Annotated in this window: 17 protein-coding genes; 10 read left to right on the top strand and 7 right to left on the bottom strand. The window is 58.9% G+C overall.

The features are described from left to right. Window positions 1-3: 3 nt before the first annotated feature. The 6 genes from RHSP_RS23215 to RHSP_RS23190 form a co-directional block, all read right to left on the bottom strand. Window positions 4-774: a triose-phosphate isomerase gene (locus tag RHSP_RS23215; RefSeq protein WP_004124037.1), complete on the bottom strand. Its 771-nt coding sequence runs from the start codon at window positions 772-774 to the stop codon at window positions 4-6. Next, the gene (locus tag RHSP_RS23210) at window positions 771-1,547 is read right to left on the bottom strand and encodes a DeoR/GlpR family DNA-binding transcription regulator (protein WP_004124035.1); all 777 of its coding nucleotides are present in this window, start codon (window positions 1,545-1,547) and stop codon (window positions 771-773) included. Before RHSP_RS23210 ends, RHSP_RS23215 begins: the two co-directional genes overlap by 4 nt. 116 nt (window positions 1,548-1,663) lie before the next feature. After that, entirely contained in the window at window positions 1,664-2,602 is a 939-nt protein-coding gene (locus tag RHSP_RS23205; protein ID WP_004124033.1) for a sugar-binding transcriptional regulator, read from the bottom strand. A 122-nt stretch (window positions 2,603-2,724) separates the two neighbouring features. Beyond that, window positions 2,725-3,657: a sugar phosphate isomerase/epimerase family protein gene (locus RHSP_RS23200; protein WP_004124031.1), complete on the bottom strand. Its 933-nt coding sequence runs from the start codon at window positions 3,655-3,657 to the stop codon at window positions 2,725-2,727. 31 nt (window positions 3,658-3,688) lie between these two features. Further along, window positions 3,689-5,200 carry a glycerol-3-phosphate dehydrogenase gene (locus tag RHSP_RS23195; protein ID WP_004124029.1) on the bottom strand — a complete coding sequence of 504 codons (1,512 nt, stop codon included), beginning with the start codon at window positions 5,198-5,200 and terminating at the stop codon, window positions 3,689-3,691. Between the two features lie 68 nt (window positions 5,201-5,268). Then, the gene (locus RHSP_RS23190; RefSeq protein WP_004124027.1) at window positions 5,269-6,819 is read right to left on the bottom strand and encodes an FGGY-family carbohydrate kinase; all 1,551 of its coding nucleotides are present in this window, start codon (window positions 6,817-6,819) and stop codon (window positions 5,269-5,271) included. Between the two features lie 895 nt (window positions 6,820-7,714). On the opposite strand from RHSP_RS23190, the gene RHSP_RS23185 reads away from it, so the two are divergent. The 9 genes from RHSP_RS23185 (at window position 7,715) to RHSP_RS23145 (ending at window position 18,937) form a co-directional block, all read left to right on the top strand. Beyond that, entirely contained in the window at window positions 7,715-8,371 is a 657-nt protein-coding gene (locus tag RHSP_RS23185; protein ID WP_004124025.1) for a DUF2291 domain-containing protein, read from the top strand. Further along, window positions 8,368-9,912: a sugar ABC transporter ATP-binding protein gene (locus RHSP_RS23180; RefSeq protein WP_004124024.1), complete on the top strand. Its 1,545-nt coding sequence runs from the start codon at window positions 8,368-8,370 to the stop codon at window positions 9,910-9,912. The genes RHSP_RS23185 and RHSP_RS23180 overlap by 4 nt, the downstream gene beginning before the upstream one ends. Before the next feature lie 22 nt (window positions 9,913-9,934). Next, on the top strand, window positions 9,935-10,987 hold the full coding sequence (locus RHSP_RS23175; RefSeq protein ID WP_004124021.1) for an ABC transporter permease: 1,053 nt from the start codon (window positions 9,935-9,937) through the stop codon (window positions 10,985-10,987). A gap of 103 nt (window positions 10,988-11,090) precedes the next feature. Beyond that, window positions 11,091-12,038, top strand: coding sequence for a D-ribose ABC transporter substrate-binding protein (locus RHSP_RS23170; protein WP_004124018.1), 948 nt, complete (start codon window positions 11,091-11,093; stop codon window positions 12,036-12,038). 269 nt (window positions 12,039-12,307) lie between these two features. Then, entirely contained in the window at window positions 12,308-13,063 is a 756-nt protein-coding gene (locus RHSP_RS23165) for a DeoR/GlpR family DNA-binding transcription regulator (protein ID WP_004124015.1), read from the top strand. 54 nt (window positions 13,064-13,117) lie between these two features. Continuing rightward, entirely contained in the window at window positions 13,118-14,647 is a 1,530-nt protein-coding gene (locus RHSP_RS23160) for an FGGY-family carbohydrate kinase (protein WP_004124012.1), read from the top strand. A gap of 61 nt (window positions 14,648-14,708) precedes the next feature. Further along, entirely contained in the window at window positions 14,709-16,457 is a 1,749-nt protein-coding gene (locus tag RHSP_RS23155; protein WP_004124009.1) for a glycerol-3-phosphate dehydrogenase/oxidase, read from the top strand. A gap of 180 nt (window positions 16,458-16,637) precedes the next feature. Beyond that, window positions 16,638-17,774, top strand: coding sequence for a mannitol dehydrogenase family protein (locus tag RHSP_RS23150; RefSeq protein ID WP_037154038.1), 1,137 nt, complete (start codon window positions 16,638-16,640; stop codon window positions 17,772-17,774). A gap of 143 nt (window positions 17,775-17,917) precedes the next feature. Further along, a complete protein-coding gene (locus tag RHSP_RS23145) occupies window positions 17,918-18,937 on the top strand; it encodes a zinc-binding alcohol dehydrogenase family protein (RefSeq protein ID WP_004124004.1) in 1,020 nt (339 codons plus the stop codon). Window positions 18,938-19,597: 660 nt separating this feature from the next. Here RHSP_RS23145 and RHSP_RS35690 read toward each other — a convergent pair. Next, window positions 19,598-19,987 (bottom strand): hypothetical protein, encoded by a 390-nt coding sequence (locus RHSP_RS35690; protein WP_240535496.1) that lies wholly within the window; start codon window positions 19,985-19,987, stop codon window positions 19,598-19,600. Between the two features lie 537 nt (window positions 19,988-20,524). Between RHSP_RS35690 and RHSP_RS23135 the strand changes: the two genes are divergently transcribed. Further along, window positions 20,525-21,970: a DUF6212 domain-containing protein gene (locus RHSP_RS23135; RefSeq protein WP_004123999.1), complete on the top strand. Its 1,446-nt coding sequence runs from the start codon at window positions 20,525-20,527 to the stop codon at window positions 21,968-21,970. Window positions 21,971-21,976 lie beyond the last annotated feature (6 nt).

Genomic DNA, 21,976 nt, shown 5'->3' with positions numbered 1-21,976 from the left:
TCCTTAGAGTTTGGCGGCGCACTTGGCGAGAATGTCGAGATAGCCTTCGACATTCCAGGCGGAGCGCCCGATGAAAAGCCCGTCTACGTTCGGGCAGGATATGAGTTCTTCGCAGTTTTGCGGATTGACCGATCCGCCGTAGAGGCATGGTATCTTTCGGCCGAGCACCTTTTGCGCGACCGCGATGATCTCGGCTTGGCGCGCATCGGCGTAGGAAGGTTCGGCCGGGATCCCCTTTTCGCCGATCGCCCAGACCGGCTCATAGGCGAGCAGGATGTCTGCCTGCTTCTGCGCGGCAGAAAGCTCCTCGAGCGCGCCGACGACCTGCTCACTGAGGATCTCCGTCGCGCGGCCGCTTTCGCGATCCTCCAGCGTCTCGCCGATGCAGATGAGCGGGATCAGGCCATGGCGAACCGCCGCCTCGGTCTTCAATCCCACGGTTTCGTTGGTCTCGCCGAAATGCTCGCGGCGTTCGGAATGGCCAAGCTCGACGATGTCGAGATTGCAATCCTTCAGCATCAGAGGCGAGATTTCTCCCGTCCATGCGCCCTTTTCGGCCCAATGCATGTTTTGCGCGCCGACCTTGACGGAGGTTTCCGACAGGATCGCCTTGACCTCGCGCACCGCTGTGAACGGTGGAATGACGAAGCGTTGGATACGCGCGTCACGAAGAGCATCGGCAGCGCGCAGGGCTTCGGCGAAGGCGCGCGCCTCCGCCAGCGTCTTGTTCATCTTCCAGCTGGTGCCGATCCAATAGCGGGGCGTCTCTGTCATGTCATATCCTGGTTCGAAGCAATGGTAAGAGTGATGCCGTCGCGACGGAATTGATCGAGAATGGCGCCATCCGGTGCGCGATCTGTGATGATGGCATCGAAATCGGCGAGATCCGCCATCACATGCAGGGCCGTATGACCGATGCGTTGATGGCTGACGAGCAGGCACCTCTTGGCAGCCGAAGCGATCATGGCGCGCTTGGCGCGCACGACATTGTCATCCATGTGATAGGCAAGCCTGCCGGAGATGGCGGGCGTCGACAGGAACGCGATGTCGGCCCTCAGCCGCGACAGCGCTTCCTCGGTTACGACGCCGAGAAAGGCGTTGAATTTGGCGGAATAGACGCCGCCAATCGCGATCAAGGTGATGCCGCTCTCGTTTTTCATGCGGTCTATGATCGCTGCATTGTTGGTGATCAGCGTCAGCGGGCGCTTTTGCAGCAACATCTCGCCGAGAACGGCGGCCATGGACCCGTCATTGACCATAACGGTCATGCCGGGCTCGACGAGATCCAGCGCACAATGCGCCATGCTGAGCTTCGCTTCGTGATCCCGCCGCTCCCGGAAGCGGAAATCGCTCTCGAACTGCGTGCCGGCATCGATCGTCGCACCTCCGCGAACTTTGCGCAGCACGCCTGCCTGCTCGAGATCGTCAAGGTCCCGGTGAATGGTCATCTTGGATACGGCAAAGCGATCAGCCAGATCGTCGAGATCGACGGTCTTATGCTCGACGAGCAAATTGATGATCAATTGCTGGCGCTCTTCCCGCTTCACCTTGCTCTCCGGCCATCTACCAACAGAACCAAAGAAAATATAACATAAATATATCACAACTCAACACTGATATTGTGATATTGAGATGAACTTACGTTGTTGGACCGTGGATCGGCCTATGCCTTCAGCAAGGCCCGCGCCGTTCTTTCGTCGGTAATCAAGCCGTAGAGACAGCGATTTTTCAGAACTGCGCGGATGGCCTCGACCTTGGGCAGCCCGCCGGCAAGCGCCACCAGCCGCTCCTTTTTCGAACGCGGCAGCGACGCCGAAAGCGTGCGCGCCGTCAACGTCGTCTCCAGGATATTGCCATCGGCGTCGAAGAAGTGGCCGAGGATTTCGCCGACGCCGCCGGCGGCAGTGACCTCCCTGATCTCGCGCGGCTCCACCATGCCCGAGAGTACGAGCTGCGCCTCCGTATCGACGGTGCCCAGACCGACCAGCTTCAATTCGGCGCCATTTGCCAGATCGAAAACTTCCCTGACGCCGCGCTGCGCCAACAGCACATCGCGATCCTCGCGGGTGTTGGCGAAGAACGGCACCGGCATCACATGCGCCTGCATGCCGGTCTTTTCGGCGATGCGATGCATCACGTCATAGGGATTGGCGGCATAATTTCTGGTGAGCCCGCCAAGCAGCGAGACGAAGCGCAAATCCTTGGCACTGACGCGCGACATATGATGAACCGCAGAAGAAAGGGTTCGGCCATGGCCAAGGCCGATGACCTTGTTGTTGCCGCTTTCGATCTCACGGCGCAGAAATCCGGCACCCGCCTGCCCAAGGGCACGAAACTCGTAGCCATCTTCGCCAAGGTCGGGCGCGACCTCGCAATATTGCAGACCGAAGCGCGCCGAAAGCTCCGCTTCCAGCTCAACGCATTCGACGATATCGCCGTCGATCGTCACTTTTACAACGCCATCGGCGACGGCGCGCGCAATCAGCCGGTGTGCCTTCACCGAGGGAACACCGAGCCGTTTTGCCACCTCTGACTGCGTCAGTCCGCCAGCATAGTGCAACCAGGCCGCCCGCACGGCGAGCGAAGCATCCGCATCCGTCATCGACCGCTCCTTTTCATTGTCTCACGCATAGGGTTCCGCCTACGTCTAGATCCCGACTTGCTTCCTCGACATCGCTTCATGGCTGATTTGATCGCAGATTCGAGACTCGATCATTTCCATAGCTAGATATGCAAGTCGCCGGCGCCCGTGTCGATATGAGGTGCCCAGAAGGCGACACTTTCGGCAATCTGCGAAATGACCTGACGGTCGTTCGGCTCGCGCTCCTTGAACGACAGCTCCAGGCAGATCTCGTTATCCCTGGCACCACCTTCGGCAAAAGCCTTCAGCAGCGGTTCCGGCTGGATGCGGCCTTTGGCGTTGAATTCCGCCGTGAAGGGACGGTGTCCGCCCTTGTCCATCAGGCTCTGCTTGATGTGGATGATCGGCGAAACCTTCGGAACAGCACGCGCCCAGGCATAGGGATCGTAGTCGTCGGGATTGGCCGAGGTGACGTCGCCATGGTCGACGTCGGCCATCATCCACATCGGTATGGCGAATGGCGCCTTCGTCAATCTGTTCTGCAGGGAGAGGCATGCCTTAATGGTTTCGCCGAATTCGCGTCCAATGCTCATCGGTTCCCAGAAGATATAGGAGAGACCGGCGGCGCGGGCGTGCTCGGCCACCTCGCCCCAACACTCGATCGCGATCTCAATCAGCTCCTCGCGCCGCGCCGGATCGTCGTAATCCTTGTAGGTGAAGATCGCGAACTGTGTGCCGACGGAATGGCCGCCGAGATCGGCGGTGATATCGGCAAAGGTCTTGAACCAGTCGACATAATAGCGCCGGACATCCCTATCCGGATGGCCGAAATGATTGAGGCGGCCATAGGGACCGGTCATGCCCGAGGTCACACGAACGCCGGTGCGTTTCATGGCCGCTTGCATGTCGCGCGTCAGACGGCGGATAACCGGCGCCTGCCAGCTCGGATTGATGAATTCGTGGGTCAGTTGCAGATCGCGAATGCGAAGATCACGAGCGACTGTTTCAATCAGGTCTGAAGGTTCCGCGAAGCGGTTCACCAGCGGGTTGGTATTGAGTGACAGGGTCAAGGGCATCGATGTCGTCTCCCGGCAATCGTCGAAAGGGTCAGGCGGCCAGCGCCAGTTCGGCGTCGAACCATGCGGAAAATGCCGCCTTCTCCTCGGCCGTCATGCGCAGACCTTCCTTGGTGCGGCGCATGAGGACGTCTTCTGCTTCCTGTGCCCATTCCGACGCGGCCAGATAACGCGCCTCCGCTTCGTAGAGATTGCCGCCGAAATGGCGGCCGAGCCCCTCAAGCGAGGGTGCGCTGCCGACGATCATCTTGGTGCGTGCGCCGTAAAGATGTCCGTAGTGATTGATGAGCGTGCGAGGCATCCAAGGATAGGCGGTACGCAGCGTATCGGTGAAGGCGACATAGTCGGCATTCGGGATATCACCGCCAGGAAGAGTGGCACTGCGCGTCCAGTCGCCGCCCATCTTCGGGAAAAACCTGGCAAGCTTCTGCATCGCATGCTCCGAAAGCTTGCGGAATGTGGTGATCTTGCCGCCGAAAACGTTGAGAAGCGGCGCGCCGCCCGTCTCGTCTAGGTCGAAAACATAATCGCGCGTCACGGCCGAAGGATTGCCCTTGCCGTCGTCGAAGAGCGGCCGCACTCCGGAGAAGCTTTCGAGCACGTCGGAGCGGCGCAGCTTTTCCTTGAAGTAGCGGTTCACTGCCGCGATCAGATAATCGATTTCCTTCTCGTCGGCCTTCACCTCTTCTGGCCGGCCTTCGTAGGGAATGTCGGTCGTGCCGATCAGCGCCTTGTCGCCCTCATAGGGGTTGATGAAGATGACGCGCTTGTCGTGGTTCTGGACCAGATAAGCCTGCTGTCCGTTCCAGAACTTCGGAACGATGATGTGGCTGCCCTTGACGAGCCGGACGCTGCGACTGCTGTTGGAGCCGGCAACGCGATGGATGATGTCGTTGACCCAGGGTCCCGACGCATTCACCAGCGCCTTGGCGCGCACCGTGCGCACTTCGCCGGAGCGCTGGTCGCGCATCTGAACGGTCCAGACGCCTTGATCGCGGCGGGCACCGATGCAGGCGGTACGCGTCAGGATCCGCGCGCCCTTGGCGGCGGCGTCGAGCGCATTGAGGACGACAAGGCGGGCGTCATCGACCCAACAGTCGGAATATTCGAAGCCCTTGGAGTATTGATCGAGAATAGGCGCTCCCTCGGGATCGCGGTGCAGGTCGAGCGAACGTGTGCCCGGCAGCTTCTTGCGGCCGCCGAGATGGTCGTAGAGGAAAAGGCCAAGGCGAACGAGCCACGCAGGGCGATCCGTCGGGCTGTGCGGCAGCACGAAACGCATCGGCCAGATGATATGACTTGCGGAATTGAGGAGCACTTCGCGCTCGATCAGGGCTTCGCGCACCAGCCGGAACTCGTAATATTCGAGATACCGCAGACCGCCATGCACCAGCTTGCCGGAGCGCGACGACGTTCCTTCCGCCAGATCGCCCTTCTCGCACATCATTACCGAAAGGCCTCGCCCGGCTGCGTCGCGGGCAATGCCGGCACCGTTGATGCCGCCGCCGATCACGAAGAGATCGAAGATTTCGGGTTCAGTCATGTCGTGCTCCTTCGGATGCCTCTGGCATCATCAAATCAAACTTCACGGGCAGCGGGACACTATGCCGGCTAATGCCCGGCAAGTTTGTCCCAGGCGGGCGCAATCGCTTCGCGCACATCCTTGTAGGCGTCGAACAGGCGGTCGTAGCGCTCGGCATCTCCGGCGTTCGGGGCTTCGGCTTCACCGAGCAGGGGCGTCACCCATTCGGCAATGCAGCTGTCCATGTCCGGATAGGCGCCGACCGCAACCGCCGCCATCATCGCGACGCCGGCAGCTCCCGCCTCTTCGCGATCGGAAATTCTCACCGGCGCATTGACGGCTGCGGATAGCGAACCGCGCAAGGCGCGCGAGCGGGCAGCGCCGCCCGTGACGCGCAGTTCAGACGGCATATCGCCCATGGCCGCGTAACAATCGCGCGTTGCCATGCCGAGCCCTTCGATCACAGCGCGCAACATGTCGACAAAGCCATGACGTGTGGAAAGCCCGGTAAAGCCGGCACGCGCATGCGCATTGACGAAGGGGCCTCGCTCTCCGGCCTCGGAAATATACGGATGATAGAGAAGATTCGTCGGGCGGCTTGCGGCGAACCAGGCATCGATACGCGGAATGAGGTCCGAGTAGGAAACCTGGCGACCACCCTCAGAGATCAGATCCGCCGCCATACGCAGGATCCAGTCGACATTGATCGTCGCGCCCATATTGGTCTGAACCTGCGTGACGATGCCCGGGATCGGCAGCGCGATGACGTAACCGGTTCCCTCGTCATTCAGCTGAACGTCGGCGACGGCCTTGGCGCGCATATGCACGCCGGTCGAACCGATCGTCGAGCAGGCCGCATTCCGGCCGCCCGTGCGTACGCCGGCACCGAGTGCGGTCATCACCATATCCACATAACCGAGGCATACCGGAGTTCCGGCAAGCAATCCGGCCGCTTTGGCCGCGTCGGCGGTCAAGGGATGGCTGGTTTCGGTGCCGTCGATGATCTCCGGCAAAAGCGAGCGCCTGCGAGCAAGGCCGAGTGCATCGATGACAACCGGATCATATTGCCGATTGCGGAAGTTACCGAAGGTAAAGCTTGCCTCCGACGGATCGGTGGCGCGAATGCCGGTAAGGTTGAGGTAAAGCCAGTCCTTGCAATGAAGCGACGCCTCCGCCCGATCGAGGAGCTCGGGCATGAAGCGATCCATATGGGCGAGCTGCGCGCCCTGCTGGCAGGTATTGAGCCCTGTGCCGGTCGCCTCAAAGCGGGCGCGGTTGCCGGACCCGGCACCCAGCCGCGTCACGGTCGGCGCAGCACGCGCGTCGAGCCAGAGCCAGGCGTCTCCAATCGGAACATTGCCGGCGCCGACGAGCCACGTGCCATCCCCCTGCCCGGTCACGGCTATGGCTGCGGCACGAGCGGCAAGGTCCGCCACCATTTCGCCAAGGCCGCGCAGGGCGCTGACGCAGTCGGACCATGTCTGGCTCAACGACTGCGTGACAGAACCATCTTCGCCCGTCTCGTACCGATTTCGGGCCGATGCCGTCGCTATCTGCCGACCGGACATGTCGAAGGCGACCGCCTTGAGAACGGAAGTTCCCGCATCGATCCCAATGATGATCCCGTCACTCTTAGGCATCGCGCGCCAATCCCATCACCATACGGCCTGCGACAGGGACGCAAGCATTCGCCAAAAACATCTTCATTCCTCCCGGCTCGACCTCCGGCTTGAGCCTTCGCTGCGAAGGTGCCCACACCAAAACCAGATCATAAGCCCGCTCGCCGATGGAGCGTCAGTGGCAATCGAGACCAGTCGCATGACCGCCCCTCACCCAATCGCAATCCGGCAACGCGATTGCCGACTTATAACATAGAGATATCATTATCACAGCAAAAATTTTCTGGCATTGTAATTTTTTTCAGATAGAATGGGCACCATCGGTTCCTCGATCATACCAAGGAGGAATCGCCGCAGCGAGCCGGGGAAGCGATTTACGGGGCACGATACGCGGGAAGCGAGATCGGCTTCGAGGGCTGGAGATCTCGTCTAAATTCTTATATTATTGTTGTGTATCAATAGTTTATCGTCGACATCACACAAAGATTACGCTGCGCCGGCCGTGGCGATGGCGATCTCAGGCGCGATTTATCAAGCTGAAGTTGCAGCCCGCCAGAAGCAACGAACGTTAGCTTGCAGGATAATAGCAAGCACAGAAAACACGGCATTTGACAATTGACAGGCCTTGAAATTTATAACATACAAAATACAGTTATTAACATAACTCTATCATAGCTACCGCAGAAATGGCGGCTGCAGAAGTGAAATGGGTGACTGGAGGAGACGGTTACCCGATAGGCTGAGGAGGCTCCCGATGTTGAACTCCCTTTCCAATCACGGCTCGAACCGAAGCCGAGCGGAACGCCTGCGCGTCCCAATGCGCAGCAACGGTCTTCGCTAGATCCTTTCAGGGATCACAGCCCTTTTCCTCCTCTCCATCAGGCAATCCGGCCGATATGCCGAAGGTCGTTTGAACATGAATACGCAAACTCAATACGCAACCGCCAAGCCGACAGGCTCCAAGCTCAAGATCATAGCGGGCGCCGCGGCGATCGTGATCGTGATTGGCGCCATCGCCGCCGATACCAAGGTGATCAAGATCGGCTCCGAGCACGACGTGCGCGAGCAGGGATTCCAACCCGATACCTATGGCGCCCAGGAGTTCCCGAAGGTGCAGACGGATGTTGTGCAGCGGGCCGTCGACGCGGTGACGCTCGTGACCGCCGTACTTGCCGACAAGAAGGCTGCCGGCGAGAAATATGGCGTGGCAACCACCACCGGCCCCGTGCTTCCCGTCTCGCTCAGCGGCACGTTTGGCGACCGCAAGGCCAACCTAAACGAGTTCAAGGTCGACGGCATGCCGGATGGCGTCATCGTCCGCGTGCAAACCGGTCCCGCCATCAACGGCACAGATTTGCGCGATGCAACCGGCAAGATCGAATTTGGTCAGTTCACCAACCAGATCGAGTATCAGAATGCCGGCTCCGCCATCAACAACGAGATGAAGAAAGCAACCCTCGGCAGCATCGATCCCGAGAAGCTGGCGGGTAAGTCGGCAAAGATTGTCGGCGTCTTCAAGCTCATCAATCCGAAGAACTGGCTCGTCACGCCGGTAAAGGTCGACGTGAAATGAGCCAGGCCCCGCAAAATGGAGTGGCTAAGGGCGAAGTCGTACTCGCCGCCCGCAACGTCGCCAAGTCGTATGGCAACGTCCATGCCCTCAAGGGTGTGAACTTCGATATTCGGCGCGGCGAAGTCACCACGCTGTTTGGCGAGAACGGTGCCGGCAAATCGACGTTGATGAAGATCCTTTCGGGCGTCATCCAGCCATCCTCTGGTGAAATCATCCTCGACGGCAGCCCGATCAGCTTTGCCTCGTCTACCCATGCGCGCTCCTGCGGCATTTCCATCATCCATCAGGAACTGAGCCTGGCGCCCAATCTCAGCGTTCGCGACAACATCTTCATGGGCCGCGAGATCATGAAGGGCGGCGTGGTCGATTTTACCGAGGAAGAGCGGCAGACCCGGGCACTGATGGAGGAGCTGGAAGAGAACATCGACCCGCTCACACCGATCGAGGATCTGCGTCTCGGTCAGCAGCAGATCGTCGAAATCGCCCGCGCTCTTTCGGTCAATTCCCGCATTCTGATCATGGATGAGCCGACATCGGCGCTCAGCGCCACGGAAGTCGAGGTCCTGTTCAAGGTCATTCGCGACCTGACGGCGCGCGGCGTATCGATCGTCTACATCTCGCACCATCTCGAAGAGGCGCTGCAGATCACCAACCACGCCGTGGTGCTTCGCGACGGCAACATGACGGCCTATGCGGAGCGCACGGACATCGATCTCGAATGGATCGTGCGCAACATGGTCGGCGACAATTTCGATCTCGGCAGCCCGCCTGCCGGCCACGAGATGGGCAACATCGCATTGACCATCGATAGCCTCACCGTTCCAGGCCCGTCCGGCGCCGCCTACAATGCGGTCGACCGCATGTCGCTTGCAGTTCGCGCCGGCGAGATCGTCTGCATCTATGGCCTGATGGGTGCGGGGCGCACGGAATTGCTCGAATGCGTGGCTGGACGCCTGAGATCGAGCGGCGGCCGCGTGCTTCTCGGCAACACCGACATTGGCGGCTTGAGCATCGCCGGCCGCATCGCGCAGGGCCTCGTCCTGGTGCCTGAAGATCGGCAGCGCGACGGCCTCGTCCCGACGATGACCGTCGGCGCGAACCTATCGCTTGCCAGCATCGGCGCCTTTACCAAAGGGCTGTTCACCTCGGGCGGCCGCGAGCAGGCGCTGGTGGACCAGTCCATCCGCAAGGTTCACATCAAGACCGATGGCGGCGCTGCGGCGATCGGTTCGCTATCGGGCGGCAACCAGCAGAAGGTCGTGATCGGCAAGATGCTGGCGACGAATCCAAGGGTCATCCTGCTCGACGAGCCAAGCCGCGGCATCGACATCGGCGCCAAGGCCGAAGTCTTCAAGCTTCTGGCCGAACGCGCCAAGGAAGGTCTGGCGGTGATCTATTCGACCTCGGAAGTCGCCGAATGCCTGAGCATCGCCCATCGCATCATCGTCATGCACCGCGGCAAGATCTCTGCCGAATTCGGTCCCGACGTCCCCAAGGAAAAGATCATGGCCGCCTCCGGCGAAGCAGTGGTCGCGCACTAGCCGCATTCATGGAGCACTGATTATGTCAGTCACGAACATCACAGATAAGAAACCCATTTCGAACGAACAACGGCGAAGCTTCAATATCGTGCGGCTGATCCTTGAAGGGCGCGCTTTCTTCGCGCTGATCGTCATCATCGCGGTCTTCTCCTTTCTGTCGCCCAATTATTTCACGCTGGGCAACTTTCTGACCATGTCCTCGCATGTGGCCATCTTCGGTATCCTTGCGATTGGCATGCTGCTCGTCATCCTCAATGGCGGCATCGACTTGTCGGTCGGCTCGACGCTCGGCCTTGCCGGTTGCGTCGCCGGCTTCCTGATGCAGGGCGTCACTCTTTCGAGCTTCGGTGTCATTCTCTATCCGCCGGTCTGGGCCGTCGTGGTTTTGACCTGCGCTTTCGGAGCCATCATCGGCGCGGTCAACGGCGTGCTGGTTGCCTATCTCCGCGTCCCCGCCTTCGTTGCCTCGCTCGGCGTGCTCTACGTCGCCCGCGGCATCGCATTGCTGATGACCAACGGTCTTACCTACAACAATCTTGGCGGTCGTCCGGAGCTCGGCAATACCGGCTTCGGCTGGCTCGGCTTCAATCGCCTCGCCGGCATTCCGATCAGCGTCATCGTGCTTGCGGCGCTGGCCATCATCTGCGGCCTTGTTCTTAGCCGCACCGCCTTCGGCCGCTGGCTTTATGCCTCCGGCGGCAACGAGCGTGCAGCCGATCTTTCCGGCGTGCCGGTCAAGCGCGTCAAGATCATCGTCTATGTTCTGTCCGGTGTCTGCGCCGCCATCGCCGGCCTGGTGCTCTCCTCGCAGCTGACCTCCGCTGGCCCCACCGCCGGCACCACCTACGAGCTGACAGCGATCGCCGCTGTCGTGATCGGCGGTGCCGCATTGACGGGTGGGCGCGGCACGACGCGTGGCACCATGCTCGGCGCTTTTGTCATAGGCTTCCTGTCGGACGGTCTCGTGATCATCGGTGTCTCGGCCTACTGGCAGACGGTCTTTACCGGTGCAGTCATCGTGCTCGCCGTTCTCATGAACAGCATCCAGTACGGACGGCGGACCAAATCCGGCTGACACTTCCATACGAACTTGTCACCGACCGGTGAAATGTATCGGCCGGAGAAAGAACCGCCGGTTCGCCGGCATCACCAGAGCTCATCAAAAGGGAGAGAGACTAATGTTTAAAAAGGGTTTGCGCATTGTCATGGCAGCGGTTGCTGTGGCACCGCTTCTAACAGGAGCTGCATGGGCCGCCGGCCAGATTACCGTTATCGTCAACGACCCGTCCAACCCCTACTGGCTGACGGAAGGCAATGTCGCTAAGGCGACCGCTGAAAAGCTTGGCTACACGGCAACGGTCGGTGCCCACAAAGGCGACACCAATACCGAAAGCAACCTGATCGATACGGCGATTACCAACAAGTCGGTTGCCATCATTCTCGATCCGGCCAATGCCGACGGTTCCGTAGGCGCGGTCAAGAAGGCCGTGGCCGCCGGCATCCCGGTTTTCCTCGTCAATGCCGAAATCAACCAGGAAGGCCTCGCCAAGGCCCAGCTCGTCTCCAACAACGCCCAGGGCGCCGCCATCGGTGCACAGCAATGGGTGGAAGCTATCGGCGACAAGGCCAAATATGCCGAACTGTTCGGCGCTCCCTCGGATAACAATGCCGCAACCCGTTCGAACGGCTATGAAACCGTTCTGACGCAGTATCCGGATCTGCAGAAGGTTGCCAAGGAAGTCGCCAACTGGGACCGCACCCAAGGCCACAACAAGATGCAGTCCATGCTGCAGGCTCACCCGGATATCAGCGGCGTGATTTCCGGCAATGACGAAATGGCGCTCGGCGCGATCGCCGCCCTCAAGGAAGCCGGCAAGCTCGCCAATGTCAAGGTCGGCGGCTTCGACGGTTCGCCGGACGCAGTCGCTGCCATCAAGTCCGGCGAATTGCAGTACACCGTTCTGCAGCCGGTTGCCGTCTTCTCCGAACAAGCCGTCAAGCAGGCCGACAGCTTCATCAAGACCGGCAAGACCGGTGCCAAGAGCGAAAAGCAGCTTTTCGATTGCCTTCTGATCACCAAGGACAATGTCGCGAAGTACTCGGCACCGTTCGTTCTGTCCGAGTGATGACATCGGGGGCGCCGCAAGCCGGCGTCCCCAACCTTTGACCGCCATCGGCGGCACCTGGCTGAACGTCAGACATAACTTGCGGAAATCCTAGTAGCGAATTGTTCTTTCTATTCTTTTCCCATAGCATGACATTCGCTGCAGCACATCAACATCCGCAAGGCTCAGCGTTAGAGGCCAACGTGAAAGACAAGACAAGCCCCGTATCATTCCTGCAAGACGAACTGCCGAGCGACAGCCGGCAATCCCGTCAGATCGCCCGACGTCAGATGATTGCCGAAGCCGTCATGGCGGAAGGCTCCATGCGCATCGAAGATTTGACGGATCGGTTCGGTATCAGCCTGATGACGGCACATCGCGACGTTGACGAGCTTGTCAGCCGAGGGCTGTTCCGAAAGACGCGCGGCATCGTCTCCGCCGCCGCGACCAGCCTGATCGAATCGAGCGACGTCTACCGCGCCAACCGACAGGCAAGCGAGAAGAAGATGATTGCCGCCGCCGCCATGCAGTTCATCGAGCCCGGCCAGGCGATCTTCCTCGACGATTCCACCACCGTGCTGCAGATGGCATCGCAACTGCCGGCCAGGGTTCCGCTGACGGCGATTACCAATTCGCTGACGCTGATGAATGCGCTGAAGGACATGCATGACGTCAACCTGCTGGCGCTTGGCGGGCAGTACTACAATTGGTGCAACGCCTTCATGGGGCGCATGACCATCAACGAGATCAACCGGCTGCGGGCGGACGTAGCCTTCATTTCGATGTCCGCCATTATCGACGATGTCGTGTTTCATCAGTCGCCCGAGATCGTCGATATCAAGCGGGCGATGTTCGACAGCTCGGCCAAGCGCGTCCTGCTGATGGATCACACCAAGTTCGAACGGCGGGCCCTGCATAGTTTCGCGCATTTGAGCGAATTCGACGTCGTCATCGTCGACGAGAAGACGCCCGCTGCTCATCTCGAGCGCATGCGCAACAAGAATATCAATGTGGTCGTCGCCAAGGGCGACAAGGAGCGATCCTGACGGACGGCTCGGCGACGGGCCGCCTCACATCGCTCACGATCGGGAGTAATGAGAATGCCGAGTCTGCTCGGGATTGACAGCGGTCTGACCGTCACCAAAGCCGTCATCTTCGATATCGACGGAACGCCGATTGCTGTCGCCCGCCGCCGCGTGACCCAGTTCATGCCGAAGGTACGCCATGTCGAGCGCGACATGGACGAGCTCTGGATCCGGACGGCCGATGCCATAGCCGAGGCGATCAGGCTCAGCAACCGCCCCGCCAGCGACATTCAGGCGATCGCCGCCACTGCCCACGGCGATGGTATCTATCTGCTCGACAAGGCCAGGAAACCGCTTGGCCGCGCCATGCTCTCGCTCGACAGCCGCGCCGGATCGATCGTCGAACAATGGCTGAAAAGCCCGCTTGCCGACGACACCCTGACGCTCACCGGCCAGTTGCCGCATGTCTCGGCCCCATCGGCGCTGCTTGCCTGGATCAAGGCCAATGAACCCGAGCGCTTTGCACAAATCGGCCACATCCTCAGCTGCAAGGACTGGCTGCGCTTCTGCCTGACTGGCGTCGTCGGCACCGACCGGACGGAGGCCAGCACCTCCTTTACCAATGTTTCGACGCAGGACTATTCGCCGGATGCCTTAAAACTCTTCGGGGTTGGCGAGATCATCGATGCTTTGCCGCCTGTCTCGCGATCCGACGAGATTGTGGGATACGTGACCGATTCCGTCGCAAAGCGGACGGGCCTTTCCAAGGGCACGGCCGTCGTTGCCGGCCTGCACGACGTGACGGCTTCCTCCCTTGGCGCCGGCGGTTATGCTGATGGCATTGTTGCCGTTATCGCCGGCACCTACTCCATAAACGAAACGCTATCGTCCGAGCCACGCGTCGACCGCCGCTGGTTCTGCCGCAACGCCATCGCCTCTGGGCAATGGAACAATATGTCGATCTCGCCGGCATCGTCAGCGAATTACGAATGGTTTCTGGACAAACTATGCGCAAGCGAAATTGCAAGCGCCGAGGCTGCGGGTCGGTCCATTCATGCCTTGCTCGCTCCAGAGATCGAGGCGGCCTTCAACCGTCCGTCAAGTGCTCTGTTCCACCCCTATCTGTTCGGCTCGCCCTACGGAGCCGAGGCAACCGCCAGCTTCTTCGGGCTTGGCGGCTGGCATGATCGCGGCGATATGCTGCGAGCCGTCCTTGAAGGTATCGCCTTCAACCACAAGATTCACATTGACGCCCTAAGTGACGGTTTTTCCTTTGATAAGGTACGGTTGGCGGGCGGCGTCTCACGCAATCCGATCGTCGTTCAGATGTTTGCCGATGTGTTCGGCATGCCCGTTACCGTCACCGAGACCGATGAGGCGGCCGCCTGGGGTGCTGCCCTTTGCGCCGGTGCCGGGCTCGGCGTCTACGCCGACCCGGAAAGCGATCCGCGTGACGTCGGCAAGATCGCCAGGACCTATTATCCCGAGCCGGCTCGCAGCGCCGATTATCGCATCCGCTACGATCTCTTCTGTGACATTGCCGAAGCAATGACACCGCTCTGGCCGCGGATCGGCAATCTCGCAGTTCAACACTCCCAAGACTAGACCGCCAATTGCGCCGCACAAACCCGCTGTTTTCGCGGCAGCTCAGCAGGACAATGATGTTATGACCGATATGGCCGCCGATCTGAAACAACGCTTCTCGCAACGTCAAGACGGAGAGATTGACGTCGTCATCCTCGGCGCCGGCGTCAACGGCGCGGGATTGTTTCGCGATCTTTCGGCGCAGGGCGTCAATTGCCTGATCGTCGACAAATCAGATTTCGGCTCGGGAACGAGTGCGGCACCTTCGCGACTGATCCATGGCGGCCTGAAATATCTGGAAACCGGCGAGTTCCGGCTCGTCGCGCAATCGGCGCTCGAGCGCAACCTGCTGCTGAAGAACGCGCCGCATTGCGTCGAGGCGCTACCGACCTTCGTGCCGATCTTCTCCTGGATGCGCGGCATACCGGCAGCCCTTCGCACACTTTTTGGATCGACGACCGCTCCGCGCAGCCGCGGCGCTGTGCTCATCAAGGTCGGGCTTGCCCTCTACGACTTCTTCGGCTCACGCAACCGCGTCATGCCCCGCCACAGATTCCTGTTGAAGGGCCGGGCACTCAAAGAAATGCCACATGTGACACCTGAGATCGTGGCGGGCGGCATCTATTATGACGCCAAGATCAGCCGACCGGAGCGCCTCGTCTATGAATTGGTCAGTGACGGGCTCGAAGCGAACAAGGGCTCGCTGGCGGCGAACGCCACCAAGCTCGTTTCCGCGGCAGACGGCCTGCTGACGTTCCAACGCTCGGACGGATATGCCTTCTCGGTCAAGCCGAAGCTCGTTGTGAACGCTGCCGGCCCCTGGATCGATCAGGTCAATGCCGCTCTCGGCGCACCGGCTCATCGCCTCATCGGCGGCACCAAGGGATCGCACATCCTGCTCGATCATCCGGAGCTGGTGCGTAGCCTGAACGGCCACATGATCTATTTCGAGGCTGACGACGGCCGCATCTGCCTCGTCTACGGCTATCTCGGCCAGGCGCTGGTAGGCTCGACCGACATCCCCTGCGACGACCCCGACAATGTGCGCTGCGAGGAACAAGAGATCGACTATTTCCTCGATAGCGTGCGGTCGTTGCTTCCGGGTCTCCGTTTCGAGCGCGACCAGGTGACCTATAGCTATAGCGGCATCCGCCCCCTGCCCGCCTCGGATGCCTCGTCACCGGGCCTGATCAGCCGCGATCACTCCGCACCTGTCTTCGAACCCGATGGCAGCCGCCCTTTCCCGATCATCTCTTTGGTTGGTGGCAAATGGACAACGTTCCGCGGCTTTGCCGAGGAGGTCGCCGATACCGTGCTGACGCGCCTTCAACGCAGCCGAAAGACATCGACCGAGCGTCTCGCCATCGGCGGCGGACGGGATTTTCCGGTGGGCTCCCGTGAGCGTGAGAGCTGGATCCGATCGATAGCAGCAAAAACCGGCGTGGAGGCAAGCAGGGCCGATGAGTTGTTGAGCCGATATGGCACGACCGCAGCTGCGATCCTTGCCCATGGTTCGGTGTATAGCGATAGCCAACGTATCAGCGGCGCGCAACGCCATAGCGCGCTCGAGATCGATTGGATTGCGCGGCAAGAATTGGTCGTCCATCTCTCGGATATCGTCTTCCGCCGTACGACGATGGCGATCGAAGGTCTTTTGACGATCCAGAGCTTGCGCGAAATCGGCGCAATCGCGGCGGCGGCGCTGCAATGGGATGCACAGCGACTGGGCAGGGAAATCGACGATGTGGTTACGTCGCTGGCGAAGTTTCACGGTCAGGTGCTGACCGAAGAAAGCGCGCGCCGGGCGGCAAGCCCGGCGACACGCGGATGATCTTCGATCGAAATCGCAGCATCGCAGTGTCTGTTTATTCCCATTAAAAACATTTGACGGCCGACGACTTAACTGTTTTCTATAGATAAAAAACATAGTTCGGGAGGGATGCTCTAAGTCTGCATGCCGCGCCGATCAATCAGCCATATCTATCAACATTGCGCATATGAGGGCTTTGGCGTGAGCTCGCGGATCATCCAGTTCGGCACCAGCCGGTTCCTGCAGGCACATGCGGCGCTCTTCGTGCACGAGGCGCGGCAATCGGGCCAGGATGTCGGCCCCATCACCGTCGTTCAGACCTCCGGCGCCAGCAGCCGTAGCGGGCGCGTCGATGCTTTCAACAATCCGGAGGGCTATCCAGTCGCCATTCGAGGCATGTTGGCTGGCCAGTCCGTCGAGCAAACTGTGCAGGTCACCAGCGTCGAGCGCGGTCTATCCGCCATCGAAAACTGGGAGGAGCTATCGAAACTCTTTGCCGCGGATGCCGAATTCGTCATCTCCAACACCGGCGACACCGGCTACCAGACCAGGCCGGAGGAAGATGGCTTTGGCGTGAATGGCCAAATTCCCCGGTCCTTCCCGGCCAAGCTCGCAGCTCTCCTTGTCACGCGTTGGCGGGCATCCGGCCGGCCCTTGGTGATCCTTCCCTGTGAGCTCGTCACTGCCAATGGCCGTATCCTGAAACAAGCGGTCGTCGATAGCGCCAAACTCAACGCCGTGCCGGCTGAATTCTACACCTGGCTCGATGACAATGTCGCCTTCGCCGAGACCCTGGTCGACCGCATCGTTTCGGAGCCGATCGAGCCGATTGGCGCTGTGGCCGAGCCCTATGCGCTGTGGGCAATCAAGCGGGCTCCGGGCGTCCACCCGCCATGCACCCACGCAAGCATCGTGCTGACCGATGATCTCGAACCCTATGAGCGCCTGAAGCTGCATATTCTCAATCTCGGCCACACCTTCCTTGCCGAAATCTGGCAGCGCGAAAACCGGCCGGCAGACGAAACCGTGCGCGCCATGCTGGCCGACAAGGATATGCGCGCAAGGCTGGATGCGCTCTATCAAAGCGAGGTGCTGCCCGGCTTTGCTGCTAATGGCATGGGCGAGGTGGCGAAGGCCTATGTAACTTCGACTATCGACCGTTTCCGCAATCCTTTTCTCGACCATCGCATCACCGATATCAGCCAGCACCATCCCGAAAAAGTCGGCCGCCGCATTCACGCCTTCCTGGAATGGGCGGATCAAGCGCGCAGTCCTTCAAGCGCGCCGACGTTGAGGGAAATCGCCGCGCGCTATCCACTGATTACCGCTGCACCATGATGGTCTTAAGCCGGATGGCAGATCCGACCGCATATCCGATGAATGAGCTCGCCCAACCCCGGGGCATCGCCTGACGACTTCGACGAGATATCCATATTGTAACACCTACGGCCGGCACGCCGGCCCTTCGAGAGTGCACCACCATGAAAACACTGATCTGCAATGAACCCGGCCGCCTCTCCCTGATCGAACGCGACGTTCCGACCCCGACGAAGGGCGAGGTCCTGGTGCGCATCAGACGGGTCGGCATTTGCGGCACGGACTTTCATATCTATCAGGGCAAGCACCCCTTTCTCGAATATCCGCGTGTTATGGGACACGAGCTGTCGGGCACAGTCGAGGACGCAAATGGATCGAGCCGCCTCAAGAATGGGGAAAACGTCTACATTGTTCCCTATCTCGCCTGCGGCCAATGCGTTGCCTGTCGGCGCGGCGTGACCAATGCCTGCCAGAGCCTCTCCGTCCTCGGCGTCCATCGCGACGGCGGCATGACGGAATTCATGTGCCTTCCGGAGCAGAATGTCGTCTCGGCCGGCAGGGCTTCGCTGGACGAAGCCGCCATGATTGAGTTTTTGGCGATCGGCGCCCACGGCGTCAAGCGCGGCGGCATCACGGCCAAGGACCGCGTCCTTGTCGTCGGTTCCGGCCCAATCGGCATGTCCGCCATCATTTTCGCCAAGGCGCGCGGCGCTGACGTCACCGTCATGGACATGCGCGAAGACCGACTGGAGTTCACCCTTGCCTCGCTCGGCGCCGATCGAACACTCATCGCCAATGACGAAGCGGAAGCCCAGGCGAAACGCCTGACCGACGGCGACTTCTTCGACGTCGTCATCGACGCAACCGGCAACGCCCGCGCCATGCAACGCGGTTTCGGCTTCGTCGCCCATGGCGGCCGCTACGTGCTCGTCAGCGTCGTGCGCGACGATATCACCTTCTCGGACCCAGAGTTCCACAAGCGCGAAACCACGCTCTTTGCCAGCAGGAATGCGCAGCCGGATGATTTTGCCGAGGTCGTGAGGCAGATGGAGAACGGCAAAGTGCCCACCGCGGCGCTGAACACGCACAGCGGTTCGCTGGTCGATGGGCCGTGGCTGTTTGAGGAGTGGCTGAGGCCTGAGGCGGGGGTTATCAAGGCTATACTGGAAATTTCCTCAACATAATTTCCCGGTGTCTACAAATCTCGGGGCCATACAGCTCTCCAACATATGATGGAACTCACATTGCAGTTCTATGCCTTCCTTAAATCAGCGTTCTTCAGATGACCTGCGTACTCTTTGTTTTTATCTACCATTGCGATGTTGCCTCACGTGCCACACGGATCAAGTCTCGTGGGCGTTTAGCACGCGTAACCCATTTACGCATCCCTCAATTTTCCTCGAAGCGCGCGCTCCAAGAACAGACCAAGGCCAAGTGAACACATACCCCATCCAACGACGTATCCCCGATTTAATAGGCGGTCACTATAATTTTCATAATAGGCCGTGCGCATCCACTCAACGCACTGTAGCAGCGGATTATATGAAAGTGGGGTAGCGACGCTATCTGGTAACTCTGAGGGCACGAAAAGAGCGCCGGATGAAATGTAGAATATAATCCCGAGTAACGCGTACACAGTTACAAAAACTGGCGCGGCCAATGAGATTACGCTAACTATAGTCCCTATACCAACCGCAAGAAGTATCGTTGCAAGGTACGCGAAAACTGCCTGAAGTGGATCAGCAGGGTATGGTGAAATGTCCAGCGACAGAAAAATTAGATACATCATGAGAAGCGTAATCGCGCCAGCAATGATCTCTAAAAGTGCTCTGGCAAAAAGAATATCAGTAATATGTACCACGGGAAAAGCCATCATGGGGGCGTTCGAAATTAGCGAAAGCGACATAAATCTTGATATGTAAATGAAAGTCAGCACTGGCAGAATACCAGTTGCGAAGAACAGCATCGGGCTTTCGCCAAATGGTGACGCGCGGCCAGTTAATACGCTCATCATCATAATGACGAGCATATGGACGAGCGGCCAGACTGACTGAACAAGAAAACCAAGGCCGTGGTTGAAGAACCGTGTCCGCATATCCCGAAGCATCACGGCGTTCATCACGTTCATTTTCCGCTCGATCGCGAATCGAAACGTGCTTGGGTTCTTTTTGTGTTTCACGGACAAAGCGTTTTCCAAATTCAGGCTCTGAAATCGCTGCCAAATATGCCAGCATTGCTACTGCTATCAATCTCCAAAAGTGAAAACTGTAGAGCCAACCATGAAGCCATGCCACGACCTCCGGGCGAGATCCCGCTCAGTGTCTCTGCTAGCGGTGTCACCATAGAGCCACCCACCCACCGTAAGCTCTTGCTTTGGGTCTCGCGAAGTCCGCGGAGTAAACCTACCTGGGGGCGGCCTCTCGCGAGATGCAAAATCACATCCTGGTGAAATCTGCACAGGTGGGCAATGGATACAGAGACAACTGATCAGCTCTCGTTGATGTCATTTCTTCCAGGGCATGGCAAGCAAGTTATTTTTGCCGCATTTAGCGCGACATCAGCGATTGACGTGATCCGCAATTCCGACGAACCAACGAGCTATGTGATAAAAACGTTCCACACCGCAAACGCTCGCGAATTTTAAGATTACCGGCGATCGACGATTGCCTACCAATTGGCGAAGTTAATGCAAAAAAATCCACTGCAAATGGCAGCAACACTTGCGACGCCATTAATTTGCCGCTAAGGCGAACTTAAGCAAGGAGAGGCCGATGAACGAGATTATATTCATCGTAGATAACGATTTTAATTTTGATTTTTCTGCTTTAGGTAGTGACTCTATTTTCATTCGCCTGAAAATTGATGATATAGTCTCGCGACGACAGTTTACCGTATCAGAGGAGAGGGCAAGAGATGCTCTCAAATCTGCGTTTGTCGCGGGTGTGATCCTTTCCGCTAAGAATCAGGATAAAGTCCAGCAGGTCTTCGAGAATCTGAATAAATTGCTACCTCACTTTACTTGTAAGATGGTTTCAGCTTTTGACATCGATCCCGTCGGCATAGCCAGTTGGGTAGCCCGTTCTGCGATCTCTTTTTCGAAATTGATTGCTCTTCAAGCTGCCCGAGCAGAACGAGAAAATGCTGAGATCCGCATCCTCTACAGCAGAGTGCAATCGGCTCTTTCCGAAGTGGAGAGTTTTCACGATGCGCCTTATCGCTCAAGAATTTTATTCCAAGTGCTGCCAGGCAAACATTCAGTCAAGATTTCGACAGCGCCGATCAGCGTCGAGATCGCTGCCGAATATTCCTCATTGCATGCAATCGACATTTTTTTCGACAATCAGCCGCATGTGCTAAGCGCGGCCGACATCGAGGTGCGGCTCATAGGAGCAAGTAGCGGTCGGCAACTGGCACTATGGCGTATTCAAGAGGCGAAGCTTCAAGAGGGTTGGAATCGGTTCTATTGCCCCATCATGGATGAACCGATCGGTGAGGCCATAGCTGTTACGTTGCGTTCTACAAAGGAAAAGACCCAGTTCGCGCTTCGGGCGGGCATTGATACCGAGTGGCAGGCAAACTCAGCCCCGTCCGATCGCAATTCTATTGCGCTTCGGCTCTGGTCTGGGCTGGTTGGAATGAAGCTGCCTAAATCTTCACCTGGGCATTTTGTCGATGAGGAGGAGCAGACGGTGCCTCTCACCTTGGCCCGCTCTGAATTGCTTCAACTCGCTACACCACTTGATGCCAATAAGGCGAAGTTGGTTTTTTGGGATGAACGCCGGGATGGGCTTATGGTGCATCCAAAGGGTGTTGATCCGGTTATCGCCCACATCCAGACGCTTCAGGCAGTGGATCTATCAACGGTTCGCGTGCACTGCAAACTAGTACATCCTGAAGCCGCAGTGACGGATTTTGCTATTTGGATAGTCCGGTCAGATGAACAAGCTTCAGTCAGGCCACTTGTATCGCCGGAGCGCAACAGCGTTGGTCGGCTACTGAGTGGTTTGAGGAAGTCATTCATCGGATCATCTGGCATCCCATCCAATCTCAACTGGCTTACTCTCTCTGGAGACCAGGAGGGGGAGGTATCGTTCACCTTGGATCCCCCATACACAGGTTCGATCGAACTATTCCTTGCCACGCGCAACAAAAGCAAGGCCAACCAGAACGCCTGGGCACTATTCACCGACATTCACTTTGGAAGCCATTCGTCCTGACGCGGT

It is taken from the genome of Rhizobium freirei PRF 81 (assembly GCF_000359745.1).
Taxonomy (GTDB): Bacteria; Pseudomonadota; Alphaproteobacteria; order Rhizobiales; family Rhizobiaceae; genus Rhizobium; species Rhizobium freirei.
The sequence above is the reverse complement of the archived record's forward strand: the minus strand, read 5'-3'. Positions and strand labels throughout refer to the sequence as shown.

Excerpts from the sequence above, each read along its gene's own strand:
- RHSP_RS23215 (WP_004124037.1), bottom strand. The coding sequence starts at position 774 with ATGACAGAGACGCCCCGCTATTGGATCGGCACCAGCTGGAAGATGAAC.
- RHSP_RS23205 (WP_004124033.1), bottom strand. The coding sequence starts at position 2,602 with ATGACGGATGCGGATGCTTCGCTCGCCGTGCGGGCGGCCTGGTTGCAC.
- RHSP_RS23200 (WP_004124031.1), bottom strand. The coding sequence starts at position 3,657 with ATGCCCTTGACCCTGTCACTCAATACCAACCCGCTGGTGAACCGCTTC.
- RHSP_RS23195 (WP_004124029.1), bottom strand. The coding sequence starts at position 5,200 with ATGACTGAACCCGAAATCTTCGATCTCTTCGTGATCGGCGGCGGCATC.
- RHSP_RS23190 (WP_004124027.1), bottom strand. The coding sequence starts at position 6,819 with ATGCCTAAGAGTGACGGGATCATCATTGGGATCGATGCGGGAACTTCC.
- RHSP_RS23185 (WP_004124025.1), top strand. The coding sequence starts at position 7,715 with ATGAATACGCAAACTCAATACGCAACCGCCAAGCCGACAGGCTCCAAG.
- RHSP_RS23180 (WP_004124024.1), top strand. The coding sequence starts at position 8,368 with ATGAGCCAGGCCCCGCAAAATGGAGTGGCTAAGGGCGAAGTCGTACTC.
- RHSP_RS23175 (WP_004124021.1), top strand. The coding sequence starts at position 9,935 with ATGTCAGTCACGAACATCACAGATAAGAAACCCATTTCGAACGAACAA.
- RHSP_RS23170 (WP_004124018.1), top strand. The coding sequence starts at position 11,091 with ATGTTTAAAAAGGGTTTGCGCATTGTCATGGCAGCGGTTGCTGTGGCA.
- RHSP_RS23165 (WP_004124015.1), top strand. The coding sequence starts at position 12,308 with ATGATTGCCGAAGCCGTCATGGCGGAAGGCTCCATGCGCATCGAAGAT.
- RHSP_RS23160 (WP_004124012.1), top strand. The coding sequence starts at position 13,118 with ATGCCGAGTCTGCTCGGGATTGACAGCGGTCTGACCGTCACCAAAGCC.
- RHSP_RS23155 (WP_004124009.1), top strand. The coding sequence starts at position 14,709 with ATGACCGATATGGCCGCCGATCTGAAACAACGCTTCTCGCAACGTCAA.
- RHSP_RS23145 (WP_004124004.1), top strand. The coding sequence starts at position 17,918 with ATGAAAACACTGATCTGCAATGAACCCGGCCGCCTCTCCCTGATCGAA.
- RHSP_RS35690 (WP_240535496.1), bottom strand. The coding sequence starts at position 19,987 with ATGCTGGCATATTTGGCAGCGATTTCAGAGCCTGAATTTGGAAAACGC.
- RHSP_RS23135 (WP_004123999.1), top strand. The coding sequence starts at position 20,525 with ATGAACGAGATTATATTCATCGTAGATAACGATTTTAATTTTGATTTT.